The sequence below is a fragment of the Micromonospora sonneratiae genome, assembly GCF_042679305.1.
Classification (GTDB): Bacteria; Actinomycetota; Actinomycetes; order Mycobacteriales; family Micromonosporaceae; genus Micromonospora_H; species Micromonospora_H sonneratiae.
The window spans coordinates 85,449-105,301 of record NZ_JBHTMP010000023.1 but is presented as its reverse complement, the minus strand read 5'-3'; the positions used below and the strand labels follow the sequence as shown (position 1 = coordinate 105,301).

Genomic DNA, 19,853 nt, shown 5'->3' with positions numbered 1-19,853 from the left:
CGGGACCGGCCGCCAGCGCGGCGGCCAGCGGGTCGGCGTCAGCGGCGGTGACCAGCACCGCAGGCGGGCCGGCGAGCCGGGACCACGGCCCGGCCGCGACAAGTTCGCCGCGTCGGATCACGACCACGTCGTCGACGAGCTGCTGGACCTCGCTGAGTACGTGGCTGGAGATCAGGACGGTGCGTCCCTCGTCGGCCAGCCGACGCAGGAAGCCGCGTAGCCACGACATGCCCTCCGGATCGAGGCCGTTGCTCGGTTCGTCCAGGAGCAGTACCCGGGGGTCGCCGAGCAGCGCCGTGGCAAGGTTCAGCCGCTGTCGCATGCCGGTGGAGAACCCGCGGGTACGCCGGTCGGCGGCATCGGCGAGACCGAGCAGGTTCAGCAGTTCGGTGACCCTGCCGTCCGGGTAGCCCCCCATCGCGGCGTAGATCCGCAGGTGGGCGCGGGCGCTGTGGCCGGGGTGGAACGCGTTGGCGTCGAAGACGGCACCGACGACGCTCGACGGTCGGGCCAGCCGACGGTACGGCTGTCCGCCGATCGTCGCGGTGCCGGAGGTGGGCGACACGAGGCCGGTCAGCATACGCATCGTGGTGGTCTTACCCGCGCCGTTCGGGCCGAGGAATCCGGTGACGACGCCGGGTTCGACGGTGAAACTCAGATCCCGTACGGCGGTGACGGCACCGTAGCGCTTCGTCAGGTGGGAGACCTCGATCGCCAGATGGTCGCCGGTCATGCGCGGGCCGCCATCGCACGCCCGATCGCCTCGACGAAGTCCGGCGCGGCCGGGCTGGAGAGTACGACCTCGTCGAACTCACCACCGGCAGCGGCACGGTCCAGGACGAGGTGCAACCCGGGCTCGCCACGGCGGGCCGCCACGAGCTGCCGGGGACCGCCGAACAGACCCCAAATGCCGATCTTGGCGAAGCCGGTGACCGTGTAACCGCGTCGGGCACCACGGGCCAGGCGCAGCGGATCGTCGACCCGAACGGCATGCCGCACGGCGGCGACGGGCAGCACCAGTCGCTCCCGCCCGATCCAGAGCCGCTCCCAACTGGTGAACCGGATGTCGAGCAGATCGCCGGTAACCATGACCGATGCCATCAGCCATCTCCTTCCGTCGCGCCAGAGCCGTCCACGGGCTCTGCTGTCTGGTTGTCGTTGCCGGTGGTCGTCACCTGGTTGGCCGGCAGCAGGATGGTCGCCAGCAACCGGGGCACCCGCCCGTTGCCGGGCTCGTTGCCGAGCAGCGGGCCGACGAGCGCGTTGAGGCCTGCGGCGAACTGGCCCAGTTCGGCGTCCGTCAGGTGCAGCACGAGCTGGTGGTATCCGACCCCGTCGGCGGCGAAGTCGATGTGTTCGCGGGCGAGATAGCGGGAGAACTCCGACAGCAGGCTCGACATGAACGCGGTGAAGTCGCGCTCGTGCTCCTCGGCGGTTGCCGTGGCGTCCAGCGTCGCGCCGCGAGCTGGCAGCGCGTACACCCGCTCGACGGCACCGCGCACCTTGCGCTCCTCGACGACCTCGAGCAGCGAGGCTTTGACCAGCGTCGCCAGGTGCCGGTACAGCGTGGCCTGCGGAATGTCCGGCAGCAACGCAACGAGGTCGTGCGTGGTGAGCCGGGCGCCCGCGACGGCTCGCAGGATCCGGATCCGGACCGGGTGCAGCGCCAGCTCGGCCAGGCGCTCCTTCGACGTTTCCACGCCGCCAACGTTATCACTATCGAGAATGAGAATGAAATCAGCCGAGAGATTCGACCGACTGCCTCTGACCGGCACTCGGGCGATCTCCCGGCAAACCTCGCACCGCGTCGGCCCTACGGGTCGGACGCCGCCGATGTGGCCAACCCTTTGTGGGTGTCGCCGCGAGCCCGGCGACACCCACAGCGGCGGGTCAGCTCGCGCAGACCAGGGCCAGCGAGAGCCCCCATGCCTCGACGTATCCGTCGGCATCCTCGTACGCCCAGGTGTTCGCCGAGCCAGCCGTGCTGCCGTTGAGCCCGGTGAGCAGGGTCTGGGTCCGGTCGTCCTCGTGGATGCTGGACACGTTGATGCCGGCGCCCACGCTGAGCAGCTTCTTTCCGGTGGTGCAGGTGCCGGGGACGTTCTTGAACGAACTGCTCGTCATGTCCGTTGCCGCACGTACCACCTCGTAGCCGGCGGGCTCGGTGGCGCAGATGGCGAACGTCCGGAGTGCTTCCGTGCCGTGCGCCGCCGTGCCCTGGTCCACGGTCCGAGCGACAGCCCAGGTGTAGTTGGTTCCCCCGTTCGGCGACACGGCATCACCGGGGGCGACCCGGTCGAGAACGAAGGCGCTGTTCGAGTTGTAGACCTCGGCTCCCGCGCCGAGGACCTTCGTGCTGCCCGGGCAGGCCGTGGTCTTGGACAAGCGGTGGAAGTCGTTCCATCCGGTCTTGACCTCCGACACCACCTGGTAGCCGGTTGGCCGGTTGGCGCAGAAGGCGAAAACAGTGAAGCGCCACTCTCCGGTGTACTTGACCGCGCCGACCTCACGCATCGACACCGTCCAACTCGCACCGTCGGTGGACGGCGCGGACTTGTCCATCGCCACCCGCCCGACCGCATCCGTGGAGGCGGTCAGGTACCCACCCCCACCGAGGGCAACCTTGCCGGACGGGCACGGCACCGTATGGGTGCGGTCCGAACTGCCGGGGCTCGTCGTCTCGGAAACCTTCTCGAGTCCGCTCACGACGGGGTTCGCCGGGATCGGGTCGATCTCGGCGAAGGCCGGGGCTGCCCAGCCGGCACCCGCCAGCGACGCGGCCAGCACGACGGCTGCGGTAACGGAACTGCGACTGATGCGGATTCGCATCTGATGACCTCCTGTGGTTTCGAAGGACCGACCGGTGTGCAGGTCGACCGCTCCGCGCTTCGCCGGACGTTCGTCGCCGGCTGACAATGAGCCTCGGAGATCACGCTTGCCGTCCACTAGCCGTCCGCTAGCCGTCGGCTCCGCTGTCCAGGTGGCAGGTAGCCAGCGATGCCAGCCCGAAGGGTGACGGGCAATGCCGTGGGCTTGGCGAAGTGAGTCGACGGCAGCGGAAGACCACGTCGACGACGGCACGTGGCCGGCTGCTGCTCGACCTGCGCGGCGTTCCGGGACCGCGAAGCAACGGCCCGGTCGACACGGACCATCGCGGATTCACGGATACGCAACGTGGCCGGTCTCCGCGAGGTGGCACAGCTACCGCCGGACCACCAATCAGACATCCACGATCAACGATGTCGTCGGGATAACAACTCGTTCACACTGCTGGCATAATCGTCGATGGCTAGGGGCGCGACGTGGTGCCGGAGCTGTAGGTGTGGCCCCGTCCGCCCGGGTACATCGCGGGGGCACACATGACACTAGCCTTTCGTATCCTCGGCACGCCCTGCGTGCACCGGGACGGCCAACCACTACGCCTACCGGCCGGCCGACCGACATCGCTGCTGGTGACCCTGCTGGTGCACACCAACCAGGCCGTCCCCGTCGGCGCGCTGGTCGACGAGTTGTGGGGGCAGAAACCACCGGCTTCGGCGGTACCCAACCTGCGCAGCCACATCTGCCAACTCCGTACGCTGCTGGCCTCGTCCCCCTCACCGGAGACGCCCCGGCTGTCCGCCGGTGCCGGCGGCTACCGACTGCGGGTCTGCCCCGGTGAACTGGACGCCGTCGAGTTCGACCGCCTCGTCTCCGACGGGCACTCGGCACTCGCCCGGGGGGAACTGCACGCCGCATCGGCCGTACTCGGTCAGGCGCTGTCGATGTGGCCCACCTCGACGTCCGGCGGGCCGATCGGTGGTCCGATCGTCACCGCCGCACTCGACCGGTTGCGCCAGCGACGGATCGGCGCGGCCGAGGCGTACTTCACCTGCCAACTGGAACTCTGGGAGGGCAGTTCCGCCGACCTGGTCGCGCGGCTACGGACACACGTCGCCGAGAATCCGCTGCGGGAGTGCGCCTGGGCGCAACTGATGACCGTGCTCTACCGGATCGGCGACATCGCCGGGGCGTTGGACACCTTCACGACCGCCCGCAGGAGCCTCGCCGACGACCTGGGGGTGCAGCCGAGCACCGAACTGTGCGACCTGCATCGAGCCGTGCTACGCCGTGACCCGAGTCTGCTGCATCCACGACAGCGGTTGGCGGAGAGTCCCGTCCGACCACGTACCTGGCGGGCCCGTACGGCACCGGTCGAGGGCAGCACCAGCACCGGCCCGGGGACACCACCCGTACCCGTGCCACACGAACTGCCGCACGACGTCAACGCCTTCGTCGGCCGGGGCGCCGAACTGGACCGGCTGCACGACGTACTGAGCACCGTCGGCGATCGCCCGGTCGCGGTTGCCGTCTACGGCATGCCCGGCACCGGCAAGTCCGCGCTGGCCATGCGGGCGGCGGCGGCCGTCGTCGATCGTTTCCCCGACGGCCAGATCTACCTCGACCTCGGTGGCTCGGCGGCGGACACACCGCCACTGGCTCCCGCCGAGGTGCCGGCCCGACTGGCACGCTCCCTTGCCGGGCCGTCGGCACCGGCACCCTCGACGCTGGCGGAGGCACATGCCCTGGTGCGGTCGTTGCTGTTCGGCCGACGGATCCTGCTGCTGCTCGACAACGCGGCCGAGGCCGCGCAGGTAGCCGATCTGCTGCCGGTTCGCGGCGGCTCCGCGTTGCTGGTCACCACCCGGGCACGGCTGCCGACCGTCGAAGGTCTGCACCTACGGCTCGGCCCCCTAGCCGAGGCGGACGCGGTCGAGTTGCTGCACCACTCGGCCGGTCGGCAACGGATCAACGGCGGTCCAGCGGCCATCGTCGTCGACCTCTGCGAGCGGCTTCCCCTGACGGTACGGGCCGCCGGGAGCAGACTGGCCCAACGCCCCCACTGGTCCGTGGCGAGGCTGGCCACCCGGCTACGCGACGAGTGTCACCGGCTCGACGAACTGGCGATACGGCCGCGTCTGGCGGCCAGCTGCCGGTTCCTCGGGGACGCCGGTGCGGCGTTCCGGCGGCTCGGGCTGTTACGACTCGGCCATGTCACCCCGGACATCGTCGCCGCGCTACTGGACACCGGCCCGGAGCTGGCCGGGACCGCCCTCGACCGGCTGGTCGAAGCCCAACTCGTCGAGCCCGTCGGCGCCGGACGTTTCCAGATGTCCCGCCTGCTCTGGCTGTACGCAGCGGAACTGGCGGCCGACGAACGGCAGGGGGCACGGGACGCCGCCGTACGTCGGGTCCTGGTCACGTTCGCCACCACCGCCGCGCGAGCCGCACGGCTGCTCCGACTGCCGGTCAGCTGTGACAGCACCCGCTGGCCCGACGTCCGACTCGGCCCGCAACTCGCCAGTCCCGACGAGGCAATGAAGTGGTTGCGCGGTGAACAGCACAATCTCATCGGTCTGGCCCGGCAGGCTGCGGCGCGTCACGACGACACCGCGAGATCGGCTGCCCGGCTCCTACAGGTGGTGCACCGCTGTCTGCCCCGGACCAGCGCCGGCTGACCAGGTCCCCCGGTGTCGGCTGACCAGGTCCCCCGGTGTCGGCTTGACCTCGCCCCAGGGGCGGGCCGGAGACTTACCGGCATGTCCGAGCTGTTGACCACTGGAGAGTTCGGGGCGCAGTCACGGCTGAGCCCGAAGGCACTGCGCCTGTACGAACAGCGCAGCCTGCTGCTGCCCGCGCACATCGACGCCCGGACCGGATACCGCTACTACGGTCCCGCCGAGCTCGACCGCGCCCGGCGGATCGTGCTGCTGCGCGGGATCGGGATGCCACTGGCCGACATCGCCGCCGTGCTCGACCTGCCGCCCGCACCGGCGGACCGGGTCGTCGACGCGTACTGGCAACGGGTCGAGGCGGACCACACCGCGCGTCGCAGCCTCGTCGCCCATCTGCGACAGGTTCTCACCGAGGAGGGTGTCCACCCGATGTACGACATTCGCCAACGGGACGTGCCCGAGCAGAAAGTGATCTTCATTCAGCGGCACGTGACCGCCGACCAGCTTCCCGTGTTCCTACCCGAGGCCACCCGGCAGCTCTTCGCCCACCTGGACGCGGTCGGCGGCACACTGTCCGGACCGGTCTTCGTGGTCTACCACGGCCTGGTCAGCGAAGACTCCGACGGCCCGGTCGAGGTCTGCGCGCCCACCCCCGATCCGATCGAGCCGGTCGGGGCGATCGGAGTACGGGTGGAAGGTGCCCACCGCGAGGCCTACACCGCACTGACGAGGACGCAGGCGTCGTACCCGTCGATCCTGGGGGCGTACGACGCGGTCGGGGCCTGGCTGACCGACCGGAGCCTGACGCTGAGCGCGTCCGTTCGGGAGGTCTACTACCCCAACTGGGATACGGCCGACGACGCTGAGGAGTGCGTCGACGTCGCCTTTCCGTTCTCCTCCCGGTAGCCACGGGCCTGGAGGGTGAACAGCCGGGCATAGCCGCCGCCGGCCGCCATCAGCTCGTGGTGGGTGCCCCGCTCGACCATCCGCCCGTCGTCGAGCACGACGATCATGTCTGCCTCGCGCACCGCGTTGAGCCGGTGCGAGATGAGCAGACTGGTCCTTCCCCGCCGCAACTGGCGGAGTCGGGTGTGCAGGTCGTGTTCGGCCTCGGCATCCAGTCCGGCGCTCGGCTCGTCCAGGATGAGCAGATCACGGCCGGCCCGCAGGAAACCCCGGGCCAGTGCCACCCGCTGCCACTGGCCGCCGGAGAGCACCACACCGGCCGGTTGCTCGTCCCGGTCACCGCCGGCGAAGAAGATCCTGGTGAGCAGGGTGTCGTAGCCGCGTGGCAGGGCGTCGAGGGTGTCCGCGATGCCGGCGTCGTCGGCTGCGGCCCGCAGCCTCGGCTGATCCCCGAGCGCCGCCAGGTCTCCGACCGCGATGTTCTCCGCAGCGGTCAGGTCGTACGCCATGAAGTCCTGGAAGACCGCACCCATCCGCTCCCGAAGGCTGGCCGGGTCCAGATCCCGCAGGTCGACACCGTCCCACAGGATCGATCCCCGATCCGGGTCGTAGAACCGGCACAGCAGCTTGACCAGGGTGCTCTTCCCCGCGCCGTTGAGCCCGACGAGCGCGGTCGTCGACCCGTACGGCAGGTGCAGGTCGACGCCCCGCAGCACCCACGGATGTCTGTCGGAGTAGCGGAACCACACGTCCCGCAGTTCGATCCCGGAGCGCAGCGGCGGGACGGGGCGGGGCACGGCCGGCAGGGCCAGGTCCGGTTCGGCCCGTACCACCGCGTCGTAGTGGTCGAACAGCAGCAGTGCCTGGTGGATGGCGCCGACCTGGCCGACGAGACTGGCCAGGGCACTCTGCACACCGGGTACGGCGGCGAGGAAGAGCGCCACGTCGCCGACGTTCAACGTGCCGGTACGGGCCACGCCGATCGTGTACACGATTCCGGTTCCGGCGGCACCCGCCCCGAGCAGCCCGAGCAGCACCTGGGCCCGCATCTCCCGACGGTCCAGCCGGTGTTCGGCGTCGTGCATCCCGCTCAGCTCACCGAGCATCCGGTCCCCGAAGAACCGGCTCAGCCCGAACAGGCGGATCTCCTTCGCCGCCGGAATTCCGACCAGTAGCTGGGAGAAGAACAGGTCGCGGCGTTGGAAGTGTTCCAGCCGCAGGAGCATCGCCGCCCGCCGCTGGTTGAGGCGCAGTTGGATCCACAGCGTCGGCAGGGCGGCCAGCAGCACCAGTACGGCCATCCACGGATTCAGCACCAGCAGTACGCCGAGGAAGCCGGTCATGCCGATGACACCCTGCACGGTGGCCAGTACGTTGCCGGTGAGCTGGGTCGGCCCGAGGTGCCCGGTCTGCTGCGCCACCTGAAGCTGGTCCTGGAACTCCGGATTCTCCAGCCGGACCAGGCCGACGAACCGCTGCAACGCCGTGTACAGGCGTCGCCGTACCAGCCGGGCGACCGCGCGGGACCGTTCCGCCTCGACGTACCTGCGCAGGTGCGGCAGTACGGCACCGGCCGCCGCCGTCGTCGCCAGCCCCACCCCCAGTCCGGCGAGCCCGGCAGCGGAGCCTCCCCCGGTGAACAGTCGGTCGAGCACCAGCTTGGTCAACCAGGCCGCCAGCACCGGAGTGAGCCCGACGAGCACGGCAAGCACCAGATCCACCACAGTGCCGGCCGGGGCCGCCCGCCAGGTCAGGCCGAGGGCGTCCCGCGCGTGCCGGACCGCGCGCGCGGGTGCCAGCCGTGGTCCGCCCGACGCTTCGACGCTCATCGGGCCACCGGCAGGTCCAACCTGGCGATGCCGAAGGTGCTGGCGACCGCCCTGCCACCCTCGTCGAGGAGGCCGAATGCCGGAAAACCGTTGACCTTGAAGGCAATGGGGAGGCTGCCGTTGCCGGGCTCGACGAAGACGGTGGCGACGTCCCGGAACCGGTCGGCGTACGGTGCGGTCTCCGGGCCCTTGCCCACCACGACGACCCAGACGTTGTCCCGACCGCCCGGCATGTCCCGCGCCCGGTCCAGCAGCGTGGGGATCTGCTCCTCGCACAGGTCGCAGGCGGGTGACACGAAGGCGATCAGGGTCATCGGGCGCAGCGAGTCGCGGGTGAGCACCTGACCGTCGACGGTGGTGGAGACGAAGTCGTCGGGGGCACCGCCGCCTTCGAGGATCGCCTCCGGTCGCTTGGTTTGCCGGTCACTCAACAACTCGGTGTGCTCGCGCAACCGGCGTACCACTCCGAGAGTGAACACCAGATTGACCAGGCCCAGCGCGGCGACGAGGACGACGGCGACGGTGAGGTACCACATCATGTTCTCCTTCGGGGTCACGGTGTCGGGTCACCAGCGGGTGCGGCCCGACGTCCTTCAGCGGCCGGACGGGCCGACGGGTGGTTTGGCCCGGACCGGGCTCGCGGTGAAGAGTTCGACGATGTCGTCGAGTCGGACGACCAGGGCGGCCAGTGGGACCGCCGTTGCGACCGCCAGCAGCGCAGCCGCCGGGCGCATCGGTGAACCGCTCGTGGCGACCGAGGCCACCAGGCCGCCGGCGGCGATCGCGGCCAGCAGCAGGTTGCGCGCCACGTGTCGCGCGCCGATCGGCACACCGGCCGCGCCGAAGCACAGGCAGGCTGGCCGCCGGCCGCGTCGTACCGCCGTCAGCATCCCCGCGCTGAGGATCCCGAGCACCCCGATCGCGAGTGCGTAGCCGGCCGGAACGGTGGCGGGCAGGGCGAGCAGCAGCACGATGCCCGCCTCGCCGGTCAGCACGAGTCGGGCGGTGAGCGGCAGCCACCTCTCCGGTAGCAGGCCGAACTGGGCAACGGAGGCGACGAAGTCGTCGAAGGCGGTGCGGCTACGTAGTTTGCCGGTGACCGCGACGAGGAACACCAGGCCAAGCAGGCACCGGCCAGCCAACTCGACGTACGCCATCCCGACCGCCCTCCCCGATCCGCTTCGGGAGGTCACCGTAGGAGCCCGACCTACATTCGACATACATCGATGAGATGTGGTCCGGGGCGGAGATCGGGGCCGAGCTCACGCGCAATGTATGCCCGATGTAGTGGCCGACCGTAGGGTTCGAGCGCTCTCAACCTGGAGGGAGGTGAATCAATGTTTCGTCGACTGGAAGCCCTCGGCGAGCGGATGCTCGGCCTCGTCGTACCCAGGGTGACCGCCTCCGCCGGTTGTCCGCCAGACCCCTGGTGTGCAGCCTGCGGCACCTGTCACCTGAAGCGGTGCAGCCAGAACCTCGGGTGCCAGACCTTCTGCGGCTCGTGCGGTTACTCCTGCACCGCTGGTGGGGTCACCATGACCTCACTTTGCTGATCGGCACCAGGCGCGCCGCACGGGTCCGCGTCGGACCGGGCGGCGCGCCGCTCGGTGCCATCCGTCGGGGGCCGTCAACTGGTCCGCTGTCCCGACCGGTCGCCGGCCACCACGATCTTGATCGCCCCGCTCGGGCAGAACTCCGCAGCTTCCGCGACCGCCTCCTGTTGGTCGATGTCCGGTCGTGGGGTCAGCAGGAGCACGGTTCCGTCCGTTTCGTGCTGGCTGAAGACCTCGGGCACGGTGAGCACACACAGTCCAGCGCCGCAGCAGCGTTGCGGCTCGACCTCGACCAGCATGGTTCTCACCACGCGACCGGAAGCTGATGGACGCCGTAGATTGCCATCTCCGTACGCAGCGGAACGTCCGCCGGGGAAACCGCCAGACGTAGGCCGGGGAACCGACGCAGCAGCGCAGGGTAGCCGACCCGCATCTCGACCCGGGCCAGTTGCTGGCCGAGGCACTGGTGGACCCCGTGTCCGAAGGCGACGTGACCGGTAGCCCGGCGGGTGATGTCGAGTCGGTCCGGCTGGGGAAACCGCTCCGGATCCCAGTTGGCCCCGGGAACCGACACGGTGACGGACTCCCCCGCCCTGATCAACTGGCCCTCGACCTCGATGTCCGCCACGGCCGTACGAATCGGTCCGATATGGACGATGCTGAGGTGGCGCAGCAGTTCCTCCACCGCATTGCCGGCCAGGTCCGGATCCGCGTGTAGCAGGGCAAGCTGCTCGGGATGCTGAAGCAACGCGAAGGCACCGAGGGCGAGCATGTTGGCGGTCGTCTCATGCCCGGCGACGAGCAGCACCAGACCGATGTTGGCCAGTTCCTCGTCGGTGAGTTCACCCGTGGCCAACAGCCCACTGAGCAGGTCGTCGTCCGGTTCGGCCCGCTTGTGTGCCACGAGTTCCCGAAGGAACCGCTCCAGGCCGTCGACGGCCGACCTGACCTGCTCGGTGGCAGAGGTCAGGTCGAACAGCACCCTGCTGTTGTGCTGGAACTCCTCCCGACGATCGTACGGAACACCGAGCAACTCGCAGATCACCAGCGAGGGAATCGGCAGCGCGAAGGCCTGCACCAGGTCGACGGGCGGACCCGCCTTCTCCATCGCGTCGAGGTGCTCCTCGGTGATCTGCTCGATCCGTGGCGTGAGCTGGTTCATCCGCCGGACGGTGAACTGGCCGGTCAGCAGGCGGCGATACCGGGTGTGCTCCGGCGGATCGAACTGGGTGATGATGCCCGGCGTCGGGTGCTGCGGCCTTTCCCGGTCCGCGACGATGGAGACGGGGCTCCTGAGCAGCTCCGGGCGGGAGCTGAACCGGACGTCCGCCAGCACCGCCCGCACGGCGCTGTACCCGGTCACCAGCCATCCCTCGTGACCGTCGGGGTAGATCATTCGGCTGACCGGACGCTCGTTGCGCAACGCGATGAGTTCCGCGGGCGGGGCGAACGGACAACTGCGTCGAGTTGGTGTTCCGTTCGGAGTCGGTAGCGTCGACGTCATCGCGATCTCCTTCACTGAACCGGGCCGGAACGGGAGACGGGCTGGGGTGAGCCGCGATCACAGGGCCGGTCGGTGCCTCCTTCGAGCAGGGTCCGTGATGCGGCCGGCTGGTCTGGCGATGGCCTGGGGCGTACGCATCGGGACGTCATGGGACGCGTGCCAGGTCGGGCGATACCCCAACTCCGTCACTCGCCACAATCATCCGATCACGCACTGTAGCTTCGATGGAGCGAGGAGTACAGCCCTCGATGCAGCATCTGTGATAAAAAGTCAGGATTACTGCGCTGTCCCGTGCCCGGGGACAGGCGACCGGGCCGTCGACCGGGCGGCGTGACAGCTTCGCGGCCGACCGCCGAAGCCGAGGTGGACGGTCCTCAGGAGAGGGCGTTCTCCAGCACTCGACGGTTTCGCAGCAGCCAGGCGGCGGCGCGGGCCCGCCAGGCCATCGCCCACAGCGCCTGGGGATGGTAGGTCATGTCCGGGGTGACCCGGGCGTCGTCCGCCTCGAACGCGGTATCGGACACGACGAACTCGACGATCCGGTCGAAGAAGCCGCGACGCTGGTTGGCTGACAGACCGTAGGCGTCGACGATGGCGCGGAGCTGCCGTGCCCGGTCGGCCAGGGGTGGCAGACCCTCGAGTTCGGCGACGATGTCGTCGTGGAGTTTGACGTTGAGCCAGCTTGCCTGCGCCAGCTCGACCAGCGGGTCGACCGGACCGGCGAACTCCCAGTCGATGAGGGCGACCGGCATTCCATCGCGGGCCACGATATTCCAGGGGGCGACATCACAGTGGCCGATGACCCGGGCGGATCCGCCCAGATCGCGGCCGTGCCAGGGAAACCACACCGCGTCGGGGGACGGCTGGTAGGAGGCGGTGGCGTCGTGGAGATCCCGCAGTAGTCGACCGACGGCAGCGACGCCGTCCAGGCTCCACGGTCCGGGCTGGACGAACACGCCCTCGATGAAGGTCAACGTTTCGCGTCCGGTGGAGTCCAGACCGGTACCGACCAGGCGCGGTGCCCCGGCGAAGCCGACCCGTTCCAGATGCCGCAACAGTGTGTGCACGGCCGGCGTCCACGGGCCGGTGTCTCGGACCACGACCTGCCCACGCCGATGGACCGCCGTCCGCCCTCCACCGGTCAACTCGACCTCGTCTGGCCACTCCAACTCGGGCACGTTGGCATTCTCCTGCACAGAGCGCGAGCGGGCACGTGGTTATCGCATGGTTCAGGCAGGTGAAGCGGCGCTAACTGGCGGGCAGCCGCGGACGCACCACCACACCGAGCACGCTCTCCTCCCGGAAGTAGCCGATCTCGCGCGAGTCGTAACTCCAGGGTGGATTGTCACCGAGCGCGACCAGGTGTCCGACCGGCACCTCCGCAGCGGACTGGCCACCCAGGATCGGCACCCGCTCCACCGGCACCGGGTCGCCCGGCACCGCAAAGGCCCGCTTGATGAGCAGGCCGGGTGACTCCTGGCTCGGGGGCTGCGAGTCATCCGCCATCTGCGCGGGTGCCGCCAACACGACGACGTCGCCACGTCGGACCCTGGCCAGCGGAACCCGCCGGGCCAACACCCGGTCGCCGGACCGCAGCGTGGGTTCCATGCTGCGGCCCACCACCGACACGACGAGCAGTCGCCGTCGTGCCCAGACGAGCAGCGTGGCGGCCGACGCCAGAACGCCGGCCACCACGATGATGACGACTGCCGTACCCATCCGGGTCAGGCACCCCGTAGGACGGCCCCGAAGCGGGCCGCGGCCTGGGCCACCGCGGCGTCCCGCGCGGCCACCGCCTCCTCGGCGGTGAGCGTACGGTCCGGCGCCCGGAACGTCAGCTTGTACGCCAGCGACTTACGCCCAGCGCCCAACTGCTCGGCCGAGGTGTACACGTCGAACAGGCGGATCGACTCGAGCAGCTCGCCCGCCCCCTCGGTGAGGGCCTGACGCAACTCGGCGGCGGGCACCGCGTCCTCGACGACGAGCGCCACGTCGATCAGAGCCGGCGGGAACGTCGACACCTGTGGCGCGGCCACCTGCGGCGCCGACGGTACCGCGTCGAGGTCGAGTTCCATGGCGCAGGTACGCCTCGGCAACTCCATCGTGTCGATCACCGACGGGTGCAGCTCGCCGGCGTAGCCGATGGTGATGTCGTCGACGAGCAGTTCGGCACAGCGCCCCGGGTGCCAGGGCGCCCGTTCCGCCTGCCGTACCGTCACCCGCTCCGGCGGGATACCCGCGGTGGCCAGCACGAGTCGGGCCGCCGCCACGGCGTCCGCCCAACCGGCCGGACGTCCCTGGCCCCACCAGCCGGCCGTGTCCAGTTCACCGGCCAGCACCGCCGCCACGTGCCACGGCTGGTGCGGCACGGTCGCGTCGGCTGCGGCGAACTCGGCCTCGGACGGCCGGTCCGCCACCCCCATCGCCGGGGGTACGCCGGCCCCGATCCGGGGTTCGAACACCAGACCGAGCTCGTAGAGCGCCAGGTCACGCTGCCCGCGACCAATGTTGCGGCGCAACGTGGCCAGCAGCGGGCCGAGCAGCGTGGTACGCAGCAGCGGCTCCTCCTCGGACAGCGGGTTGGCCAACCGTACGGCCTGTCGACGCGGGTCGTCGGCGGGCAGGCCCAGGGCGTCGAACAGTTCCGGTGCCACGAACGGGTACGCCAGCACCTCGACGTAGCCGTTCTCGGCCAACGCCTGAGCGACCGCCCGCCGCCGACGCTGGTCGGCGGTCAACCCACGCCCGGCCGGGGCCTTGGGCAGGACGATCGGCACCCGGTCGTACCCGTCGAGCCGGACGATCTCCTCGACCAGGTCGATCGGATCGGTGAGGTCGGGTCGCCAGGTCGGGGGCGTGACGATGAGACGGTCCGGTCCGGTGACGTCGGCCGCGACGGAACCGGGATCCTCGGCCAGCCGGTCGGTGCCCTCGGTAACCGTGCAGCCGACCTGTTCCAACAGTTCGACCACGCGGGCCGGTGGGTAGTCGACCCCGATCCGGCGACCGGCCAACTGTGGGTCGAGCGCGATCGGCGTACGGGCCGGCACGTGGTCGATGTCGAGGATCTCGTCCCCGGCGACACCGGCGCCGTACTCGGTCAGCAGCGCGACCGCCCGGTCGATGGCGACCAGGGCCAGCGCCGGGTCGACGCCGCGTTCCCAGCGTTTGGCCGCCTCGCTGAACAACTTGTGCCGCCGGGCGGTACGACCGACCATGGCCGGATCCCAGTGCGCCGCCTCGAACAGCACGTTCGTGGTGCTGGCGACGACCTCGCTGGTCTGCCCGCCCATCACCGCCGCCAGCGAGATCGGCCCGCTGTCGTCGCAGATCACCATGTCCTCGACCGCCAGCACCCGGTCGACACCGTCCAGGGTGGTCAGCCGCTCCCCCGGCTCGGCCCGGCGTACGACCAGCGGTCCGGCCAGTCGGTCCAGGTCGAAGGCGTGCATCGGCTGGCCCAGTTCGAGCATCAGGTAGTTGGTGATGTCGACCGGCAGCGAGATGACCCGGATGCCGGCGACGGTCAGCCGCCGCTGCATCCACTGCGGGCTCTGCGCCAACGGATCGACACCACGTACCGCCCGGGCGGCGAACCGGTCACAGCCGACGGTGTCGAGTACCTGCACCGGGTACGCCGGTTCGGCGGTCGCACCGGGTGCGGATCCGGCTGCCGGGTCACGCAACGGCAGCCCGAGCGCATGTGACAACTCCCGGGCGATACCCCGCACCGACATGGCGTACCCACGGTCGGGGGTGATCTCCAGCTCGACCACGACGTCGTCGAGCCCGACGACCGGGCGGGCGTCGTCCCCGGGCAGGGCCTTCGTGTCCTCCGGCAACACGATGATGCCCGAGTGGTCCTCGCCGAGGCCGAGTTCGCGCGCCGAACAGATCATCCCGTTGGAGTTGCGTCCGTACGTCTTCCGCGCACCGATGGCGAACCCACCGGGCAGCACCCCGCCCGGCAGGATCACCACGACCCGGTCGCCGGGGGCGAAGTTGGTCGCTCCGCAGACGATCTCCTGTGGTTCGCCGGTGCTGTTGGCGTCCCCCACGTCCACCCTGCAGAAACGGATCGGCTTCTTGAAGCCGGTCAGTTCCTCGATCTCCCGTACCTCGCCGACCACCAGCTGTCCGGTGACCGTCGTACGCAGGTCCACCACGGACTCGACCTCGATGCCGAGTTCGACCAGCGCCCGTTCCAGGTCCTCGGTGGACAGTTCGGCGGGCAGGTCGACGTATTCCCGCAGCCAGGAAATTCCAACTCGCATGGCTCAGACCACCGTCTCCGTCGCTTCGTTCCGCATCCCGCTACGCTCCACCTGCGAACGTGCGGGTGAACCGCACGTCGCCCTCGAACATGTCCCGCATCTCCCGCACCCCGTGCCGAACCATCAGGGTCCGGTCGATGCCCATTCCGAACGCGAAGCCGGAGTAGACGTCCGGGTCGATGCCGCAGGCCCGCAGCACCCGGGGGTTGACCAGACCGCAACCGCCCCACTCGACCCACTGTGGCCCGCCCCGGTGCTCGGGGAACCACACGTCGAACTCGGCCGACGGCTCGGTGAACGGGAAGTAGTGCGGCCGCCAGCGCATCCGCGCCTGCGCCCCGAACATCGACCGGGCGAAGTGCTCCAGGGTGCCCCGCAGGTGGGCCATGGTGATGCCCTTGTCGACGACCAGGCCCTCGACCTGGTGGAAGACCGGGCTGTGGGTGGCGTCCAGTTCGTCGGTGCGGTAGACCCGCCCCGGGCAGACCACGTAGATGGGTGGTTGCCGGGTCAGCATCGTGCGGGCCTGCACCGTCGAGGTGTGGGTACGCAGCACCAGCCCCGAGCCACCGGCGCCGTCGGTGCCGGCGACGTGGAAGGTGTCCATCAGGCCGCGGGCCGGGTGGTCCGGACCGATGTTGAGCGCGTCGAAGTTGGCCCATTCGAGTTCGACCTCGGGCCCCTCGGCGATCTCGTAGCCCATCCCGACGAACAGGTCGCTGATCTCCTCCATGAGGGTGTTCAGCGGGTGCCGACCGCCCTTCGGACGTCGGTCGTAGGGCAGCGTGACGTCGACCCGTTCCTCGGCCAGCACCCGCTCGGCCCGCTGCCGCTCCAGTTCTTCACGGCGGGCGGCGAACGCGGTCTCGACCGCCCGGCGCGCCTCGTTGACCCGCTTGCCCGCGTCGGACTTGGCGGCCGGAGGCAGCGCGCCGATCTCCCGGCGGGCCAACGAGATCGGGGCCCGGTCGCCGAGGTGCTGGTGGCGTAGCGAGGCCAGCGCGTCGGGGTCTCCGGCGGCGTCGAACGCCTGCTGCGCGGCGGCGACAGCCCCGTCCAGGGCACTTTGGTCGAGCAGGGCGACCTGTTTCGGGTCGTACGGATCGTTGCGATAGGTCATGGCGTACGGGCACTCCCTCACGGCGGCGCAGCCCTCGTCGGGCGCGATGGCGAGTTTACGGACACGCGGCTTCGCCGCAGCCCGCCGGTGGGAGGTGCACAGGGAAAGGTCAGCCCTGCCGCCCGCCGACACCGGCGGGCTGGCTAAACGAGTGCCGTACGGCGCTCATGACGGGGTTGTCCTCCTGGCTCGCAATGCTCTGGCTGAAGCATACAGACACACCGCTGCGGCGGCAGCCAGGTTCAGGCTCTCGGCACGGCCGTGCAGCGGTACGCGTACCCGGGCGTCGGCCGCGTCGGCCAGCTCGGCGGGCAGGCCGTGCGCCTCGGAACCGAAGAGCCAGGCGGTCGGTGTGGCCAGTCCTCCGGCGTCGGCGAGGTCGTCGAGGTCGGTTTCGCCGTAGCCGGAGGCGGCCAGCACGGTCAGGCCCGCCGCCCGCAGGGTGGTGACCACCTCGGCGGGATCACCTGCCCGGACCACGTCGACGTGGAAGAGGCTGCCGGCCGACGAGCGCACGCTCTTGCCGTTGTACGGGTCCACGGTCTCCCCGGCGAAGACCACCGCACCGGCCCCGGCCGCGTCGGCGGTGCGCAGCACCGTACCGGCGTTGCCCGGGTCCCGGATCCCGGCCAGCACGGTGACCAGACGGGGTGCCCGGTCGAGCGCGGCGGCCAGTGACACGTCGAGGTGGTGGCAGACCGCGACCAGGCCCTGGGGCGCGACCGTCTCGGTCAGCGCGGCCAGCGCCTCGTCGGTCAGTGGCGAGACCGGCATCCCGGCCCGTGCGGCGGTGGCGGCAAGATCGGCGTAGCGGTCCAGCGCGGCCGGGGTGCCGAACAGTTCGGCGACTACGCCGGGCACGGCCAACGCCTCCCGGACCGCCTGCGGCCCCTCGGCGAGGAACCGGCCGGTGGTGTCCCGGTCCCGGCGGCGGTGCAGCCGTCGGGCGGCGACCACCCGGGGTGTACGGGTGGTGAACAGGGTGTCGTCCCGGTCTGGAACAGGAGCGAGGCGCCCCCCGGACGGTCGTGCTGTCATAGGGAGCGCCTCGTTCCAGGTGGGTCTTGACTCAGGCGGCCTGCGCCGCCGCGCCACCGGTGCCCTCGGCCGCGACAGCGGCACGGGCCACCTCGACGATGGCGGCGAACGCCGCCTCGTCGGTGACGGCGAGGTCGGCCAGGATCTTGCGGTCCACCTCGACGCCGGCCAGCTTCAGGCCCTGGATCAGACGGTTGTAGGTCATCCCGTTGGCGCGGGCACCCGCGTTGATCCGGGTGATCCAGAGCTGCCGGAAGTCGCCCTTGCGGTCGCGACGGTCCCGGTAGGCGTACTGCATCGAGTGCAGCACCTGCTCCTTGGCCTTGCGGTACAGCCGGGAGCGCTGGCCGCGGTAGCCGCTAGCGGTCTCCAGCAGGGTACGACGCTTCTTCTGGGCATTCACAGCCCGCTTGACGCGTGCCATCTCAACTTCTCCTTCGGGTCAAGTGGCGCGCGTCAGCGGCCAAGCAGTTTCTTGATGCGCTTGACGTCGGCCTTGGCCACCTCGACCGTGCCGGTCAGACGACGGGTGCGGGTGGTGGCCTTCTTCTCCAGGTTGTGCCGCAGCCCAGCCTGCTGGGCAACGATCTTGCCACGGCCGGTCACCTTGACCCGCTTGCCCATACCCGTGTGGCTCTTCATCTTCGGCATGTGAACCGTTTCTCCCCTGTTACTCGCCGGTGGTCCCGGCGGGTCCGGCCGCCTCGGCCGGTGGTGCCTCGGCGGCACCGGCCTCCCGCTCACGCGGCGAGCCCGCCCTGGCCGCCGTAGCGGACGCCTTGACGGCTCGATGCGGAGCCAGAACCATGATCATGTTTCGGCCGTCCTGCTTCGGTGCGGCCTCGACGTACCCGAGTTCCGAGATCTCCGATTCGAGCCTCCGCAGAAGCCGGTAGCCCAGCTCCGGCCGGCTCTGTTCGCGACCACGGAACATGATTGTGACCTTGACCTTGTCACCCGCCTTGAGGAACCGCACCACGTGACCCTTCTTGGTCTCGTAGTCGTGCGGGTCGATCTTCGGCCGGAGTTTCATCTCCTTGATGACGGTCTGCTGCTGGTTACGCCTGGCTTCGCGTGCCTTCAGTGCGCTCTCGTACTTGAACTTGCCAAAGTCCATGAGCTTGCACACCGGCGGACGCGCCATCGGCGCAACCTCGACCAGGTCCAGGTCGACGTCCGCGGCCAGCTGCAGGGCGCGCTCCAGCGGGACGATGCCCACCTGCTCACCCTCAGGGCCGACCAGCCGGACCTCACGTGCCCGGATCTGCTCGTTGACGCGTGGCTCGACGCTGATGGGGCCTCCTCAAGTCCGTTTCTCAGCTTGAGCCGACCCCGGCAGGTTCCCGGCGGGAACCAACCCGGAAAGCAGAAGGCCCCGGCGCATGCCAGGGCCCGCTCGACCGGTCAACTGCGGCACAGCGCCGCAAGCCGGATCGATCGCTCGATCCGGTGACCGGACCCGGACGCCAATCCTGGCGACTCGGGTGGGAGCAGGCGCTCCACTTTATGGCTGATGCGGCTGTGGTTCGTAACATGTACGCAGTTCGCACCAGCATGGTCGACCCATGAAGGTTACCAGGTGGGGTGACCGGTTGCGACGCGGCCACCCCGGCGAGTCGTCCGACCGGTCAGGCCGGCTCGGACTGCCTGGCCGGGGCCGACGACGGCTGGTGGGCCGAGTGCAGGGCCCGCAGCGCCCGGACCCCGGCCACCGCGCGCTCCTTGTCCACCGCCTGCAGGGCCAGCATGGTCACCTGCTCCTCGTCGTGCAGTTCCAGGGTGGCCCAGGCGGAGCCCCGGTTGAAGCGGACCGCCCGTACCTCCTCCCAGGGCACGTCGTACGAGCCGATCACGTTCTGCACCCGGACACCCTGGGCATCGGCCTCGACCCGGGGGCGGGTGAAGAGGAGGACCCCGAGCGCACCGAGCACCCCGAGTCCGATCATGGCCATCTGATCGCCGCGTTGGAAGGTGGCGTTACCCATGCCGGTCGGGCCGGTCAGCGACGTGCCGATCAGGGTGAAAACCACGACCAGAGCAGCCGCCAGGGACCAGCACATCACGCGGATACGGTGCGGTCGAAGACGTACGACGTCGGAGTCGGTCACCTCACCAGTCTGCCATCTGCTGGTCA

At 70.0% G+C, this 19,853-nt stretch carries 20 protein-coding genes; 2 read left to right on the top strand and 18 right to left on the bottom strand.

Translation table 11 applies throughout. The annotated features are described in order from the left end of the window. From ACFQ4H_RS16805 to ACFQ4H_RS16790, 4 genes are all read right to left on the bottom strand, one after another. The coding region (locus ACFQ4H_RS16805; protein ID WP_377571905.1) for an ABC transporter ATP-binding protein at positions 1–733 on the bottom strand (733 nt) is incomplete at its 3' end. Next, positions 730–1,101, bottom strand: coding sequence for a hypothetical protein (locus ACFQ4H_RS16800; protein WP_377571904.1), 372 nt, complete (start codon positions 1,099–1,101; stop codon positions 730–732). The genes ACFQ4H_RS16805 and ACFQ4H_RS16800, both read right to left, overlap by 4 nt. Continuing rightward, positions 1,101–1,700 carry a helix-turn-helix domain-containing protein gene (locus tag ACFQ4H_RS16795; protein WP_377571903.1) on the bottom strand — a complete coding sequence of 200 codons (600 nt, stop codon included), beginning with the start codon at positions 1,698–1,700 and terminating at the stop codon, positions 1,101–1,103. The genes ACFQ4H_RS16800 and ACFQ4H_RS16795 overlap by 1 nt, the downstream gene beginning before the upstream one ends. A gap of 190 nt (positions 1,701–1,890) precedes the next feature. After that, the gene (locus tag ACFQ4H_RS16790) at positions 1,891–2,829 is read right to left on the bottom strand and encodes a hypothetical protein (RefSeq protein ID WP_377571902.1); all 939 of its coding nucleotides are present in this window, start codon (positions 2,827–2,829) and stop codon (positions 1,891–1,893) included. Positions 2,830–3,359: 530 nt separating this feature from the next. Here ACFQ4H_RS16790 and ACFQ4H_RS16785 point away from each other — a divergent pair. Together ACFQ4H_RS16785 and ACFQ4H_RS16780 are read left to right on the top strand one after the other, a co-directional pair. Continuing rightward, on the top strand, positions 3,360–5,498 hold the full coding sequence (locus ACFQ4H_RS16785) for a BTAD domain-containing putative transcriptional regulator (protein ID WP_377571901.1): 2,139 nt from the start codon (positions 3,360–3,362) through the stop codon (positions 5,496–5,498). Between the two features lie 81 nt (positions 5,499–5,579). Next, positions 5,580–6,401: a MerR family transcriptional regulator gene (locus tag ACFQ4H_RS16780; protein ID WP_377571900.1), complete on the top strand. Its 822-nt coding sequence runs from the start codon at positions 5,580–5,582 to the stop codon at positions 6,399–6,401. On the opposite strand, the gene ACFQ4H_RS16775 is transcribed toward ACFQ4H_RS16780, so the two are convergent. The 14 genes from ACFQ4H_RS16775 to ACFQ4H_RS16710 all read right to left on the bottom strand — a co-directional run bounded on the left by ACFQ4H_RS16775 (position 6,329) and on the right by ACFQ4H_RS16710 (position 19,779). Next, positions 6,329–8,230: an ABC transporter ATP-binding protein gene (locus ACFQ4H_RS16775; protein ID WP_377571899.1), complete on the bottom strand. Its 1,902-nt coding sequence runs from the start codon at positions 8,228–8,230 to the stop codon at positions 6,329–6,331. The genes ACFQ4H_RS16780 and ACFQ4H_RS16775 overlap by 73 nt on opposite strands. After that, positions 8,227–8,769 (bottom strand): TlpA family protein disulfide reductase, encoded by a 543-nt coding sequence (locus ACFQ4H_RS16770; protein ID WP_377571898.1) that lies wholly within the window; start codon positions 8,767–8,769, stop codon positions 8,227–8,229. The genes ACFQ4H_RS16775 and ACFQ4H_RS16770 overlap by 4 nt, the downstream gene beginning before the upstream one ends. A 54-nt stretch (positions 8,770–8,823) precedes the next feature. After that, positions 8,824–9,387, bottom strand: coding sequence for a MauE/DoxX family redox-associated membrane protein (locus ACFQ4H_RS16765; RefSeq protein WP_377571897.1), 564 nt, complete (start codon positions 9,385–9,387; stop codon positions 8,824–8,826). A 470-nt stretch (positions 9,388–9,857) separates the two neighbouring features. After that, complete coding sequence (locus ACFQ4H_RS16760; RefSeq protein ID WP_377571914.1) at positions 9,858–10,082, bottom strand: ferredoxin; 225 nt, start codon at positions 10,080–10,082, stop codon at positions 9,858–9,860. A 5-nt stretch (positions 10,083–10,087) separates the two neighbouring features. Beyond that, complete coding sequence (locus ACFQ4H_RS16755; RefSeq protein ID WP_377571896.1) at positions 10,088–11,287, bottom strand: cytochrome P450; 1,200 nt, start codon at positions 11,285–11,287, stop codon at positions 10,088–10,090. A gap of 374 nt (positions 11,288–11,661) precedes the next feature. Continuing rightward, positions 11,662–12,465 (bottom strand): phosphotransferase, encoded by an 804-nt coding sequence (locus tag ACFQ4H_RS16750; protein ID WP_377571895.1) that lies wholly within the window; start codon positions 12,463–12,465, stop codon positions 11,662–11,664. 70 nt (positions 12,466–12,535) lie between these two features. Then, the gene (locus tag ACFQ4H_RS16745; protein ID WP_377571894.1) at positions 12,536–13,006 is read right to left on the bottom strand and encodes a S26 family signal peptidase; all 471 of its coding nucleotides are present in this window, start codon (positions 13,004–13,006) and stop codon (positions 12,536–12,538) included. Between the two features lie 5 nt (positions 13,007–13,011). Next, positions 13,012–15,561, bottom strand: coding sequence for a phenylalanine--tRNA ligase subunit beta (gene pheT, locus ACFQ4H_RS16740; protein ID WP_377571893.1), 2,550 nt, complete (start codon positions 15,559–15,561; stop codon positions 13,012–13,014). Between the two features lie 40 nt (positions 15,562–15,601). Beyond that, complete coding sequence (pheS, locus tag ACFQ4H_RS16735; protein ID WP_377571892.1) at positions 15,602–16,681, bottom strand: phenylalanine--tRNA ligase subunit alpha; 1,080 nt, start codon at positions 16,679–16,681, stop codon at positions 15,602–15,604. Between the two features lie 165 nt (positions 16,682–16,846). Continuing rightward, on the bottom strand, positions 16,847–17,719 hold the full coding sequence (locus ACFQ4H_RS16730; RefSeq protein ID WP_377571891.1) for a TrmH family RNA methyltransferase: 873 nt from the start codon (positions 17,717–17,719) through the stop codon (positions 16,847–16,849). Positions 17,720–17,750: 31 nt separating this feature from the next. Then, positions 17,751–18,143, bottom strand: a complete 393-nt coding sequence (gene rplT, locus ACFQ4H_RS16725; protein WP_363861575.1) for a 50S ribosomal protein L20 — start codon at positions 18,141–18,143, stop codon at positions 17,751–17,753. A 32-nt stretch (positions 18,144–18,175) separates the two neighbouring features. Then, positions 18,176–18,370 (bottom strand): 50S ribosomal protein L35, encoded by a 195-nt coding sequence (gene rpmI / locus ACFQ4H_RS16720; protein WP_377571890.1) that lies wholly within the window; start codon positions 18,368–18,370, stop codon positions 18,176–18,178. Between the two features lie 19 nt (positions 18,371–18,389). Then, positions 18,390–19,013 (bottom strand): translation initiation factor IF-3, encoded by a 624-nt coding sequence (infC, locus tag ACFQ4H_RS16715; RefSeq protein ID WP_377571913.1) that lies wholly within the window; start codon positions 19,011–19,013, stop codon positions 18,390–18,392. Positions 19,014–19,347: 334 nt separating this feature from the next. Then, positions 19,348–19,779 (bottom strand): PH domain-containing protein, encoded by a 432-nt coding sequence (locus tag ACFQ4H_RS16710; protein WP_377571912.1) that lies wholly within the window; start codon positions 19,777–19,779, stop codon positions 19,348–19,350. Positions 19,780–19,853 lie beyond the last annotated feature (74 nt).

Excerpts from the sequence above, each read along its gene's own strand:
- ACFQ4H_RS16800 (WP_377571904.1), bottom strand. The coding sequence starts at position 1,101 with ATGGCATCGGTCATGGTTACCGGCGATCTGCTCGACATCCGGTTCACC.
- ACFQ4H_RS16790 (WP_377571902.1), bottom strand. The coding sequence starts at position 2,829 with ATGCGAATCCGCATCAGTCGCAGTTCCGTTACCGCAGCCGTCGTGCTG.
- ACFQ4H_RS16785 (WP_377571901.1), top strand. The coding sequence starts at position 3,360 with ATGACACTAGCCTTTCGTATCCTCGGCACGCCCTGCGTGCACCGGGAC.
- ACFQ4H_RS16780 (WP_377571900.1), top strand. The coding sequence starts at position 5,580 with ATGTCCGAGCTGTTGACCACTGGAGAGTTCGGGGCGCAGTCACGGCTG.
- ACFQ4H_RS16775 (WP_377571899.1), bottom strand. The coding sequence starts at position 8,230 with ATGAGCGTCGAAGCGTCGGGCGGACCACGGCTGGCACCCGCGCGCGCG.
- ACFQ4H_RS16770 (WP_377571898.1), bottom strand. The coding sequence starts at position 8,769 with ATGATGTGGTACCTCACCGTCGCCGTCGTCCTCGTCGCCGCGCTGGGC.
- ACFQ4H_RS16765 (WP_377571897.1), bottom strand. The coding sequence starts at position 9,387 with ATGGCGTACGTCGAGTTGGCTGGCCGGTGCCTGCTTGGCCTGGTGTTC.
- ACFQ4H_RS16760 (WP_377571914.1), bottom strand. The coding sequence starts at position 10,082 with ATGCTGGTCGAGGTCGAGCCGCAACGCTGCTGCGGCGCTGGACTGTGT.
- ACFQ4H_RS16755 (WP_377571896.1), bottom strand. The coding sequence starts at position 11,287 with ATGACGTCGACGCTACCGACTCCGAACGGAACACCAACTCGACGCAGT.
- ACFQ4H_RS16745 (WP_377571894.1), bottom strand. The coding sequence starts at position 13,006 with ATGGGTACGGCAGTCGTCATCATCGTGGTGGCCGGCGTTCTGGCGTCG.
- pheT (WP_377571893.1), bottom strand. The coding sequence starts at position 15,561 with ATGCGAGTTGGAATTTCCTGGCTGCGGGAATACGTCGACCTGCCCGCC.
- pheS (WP_377571892.1), bottom strand. The coding sequence starts at position 16,681 with ATGACCTATCGCAACGATCCGTACGACCCGAAACAGGTCGCCCTGCTC.
- ACFQ4H_RS16730 (WP_377571891.1), bottom strand. The coding sequence starts at position 17,719 with ATGACAGCACGACCGTCCGGGGGGCGCCTCGCTCCTGTTCCAGACCGG.
- rplT (WP_363861575.1), bottom strand. The coding sequence starts at position 18,143 with ATGGCACGCGTCAAGCGGGCTGTGAATGCCCAGAAGAAGCGTCGTACC.
- rpmI (WP_377571890.1), bottom strand. The coding sequence starts at position 18,370 with ATGCCGAAGATGAAGAGCCACACGGGTATGGGCAAGCGGGTCAAGGTG.
- ACFQ4H_RS16710 (WP_377571912.1), bottom strand. The coding sequence starts at position 19,779 with ATGTGCTGGTCCCTGGCGGCTGCTCTGGTCGTGGTTTTCACCCTGATC.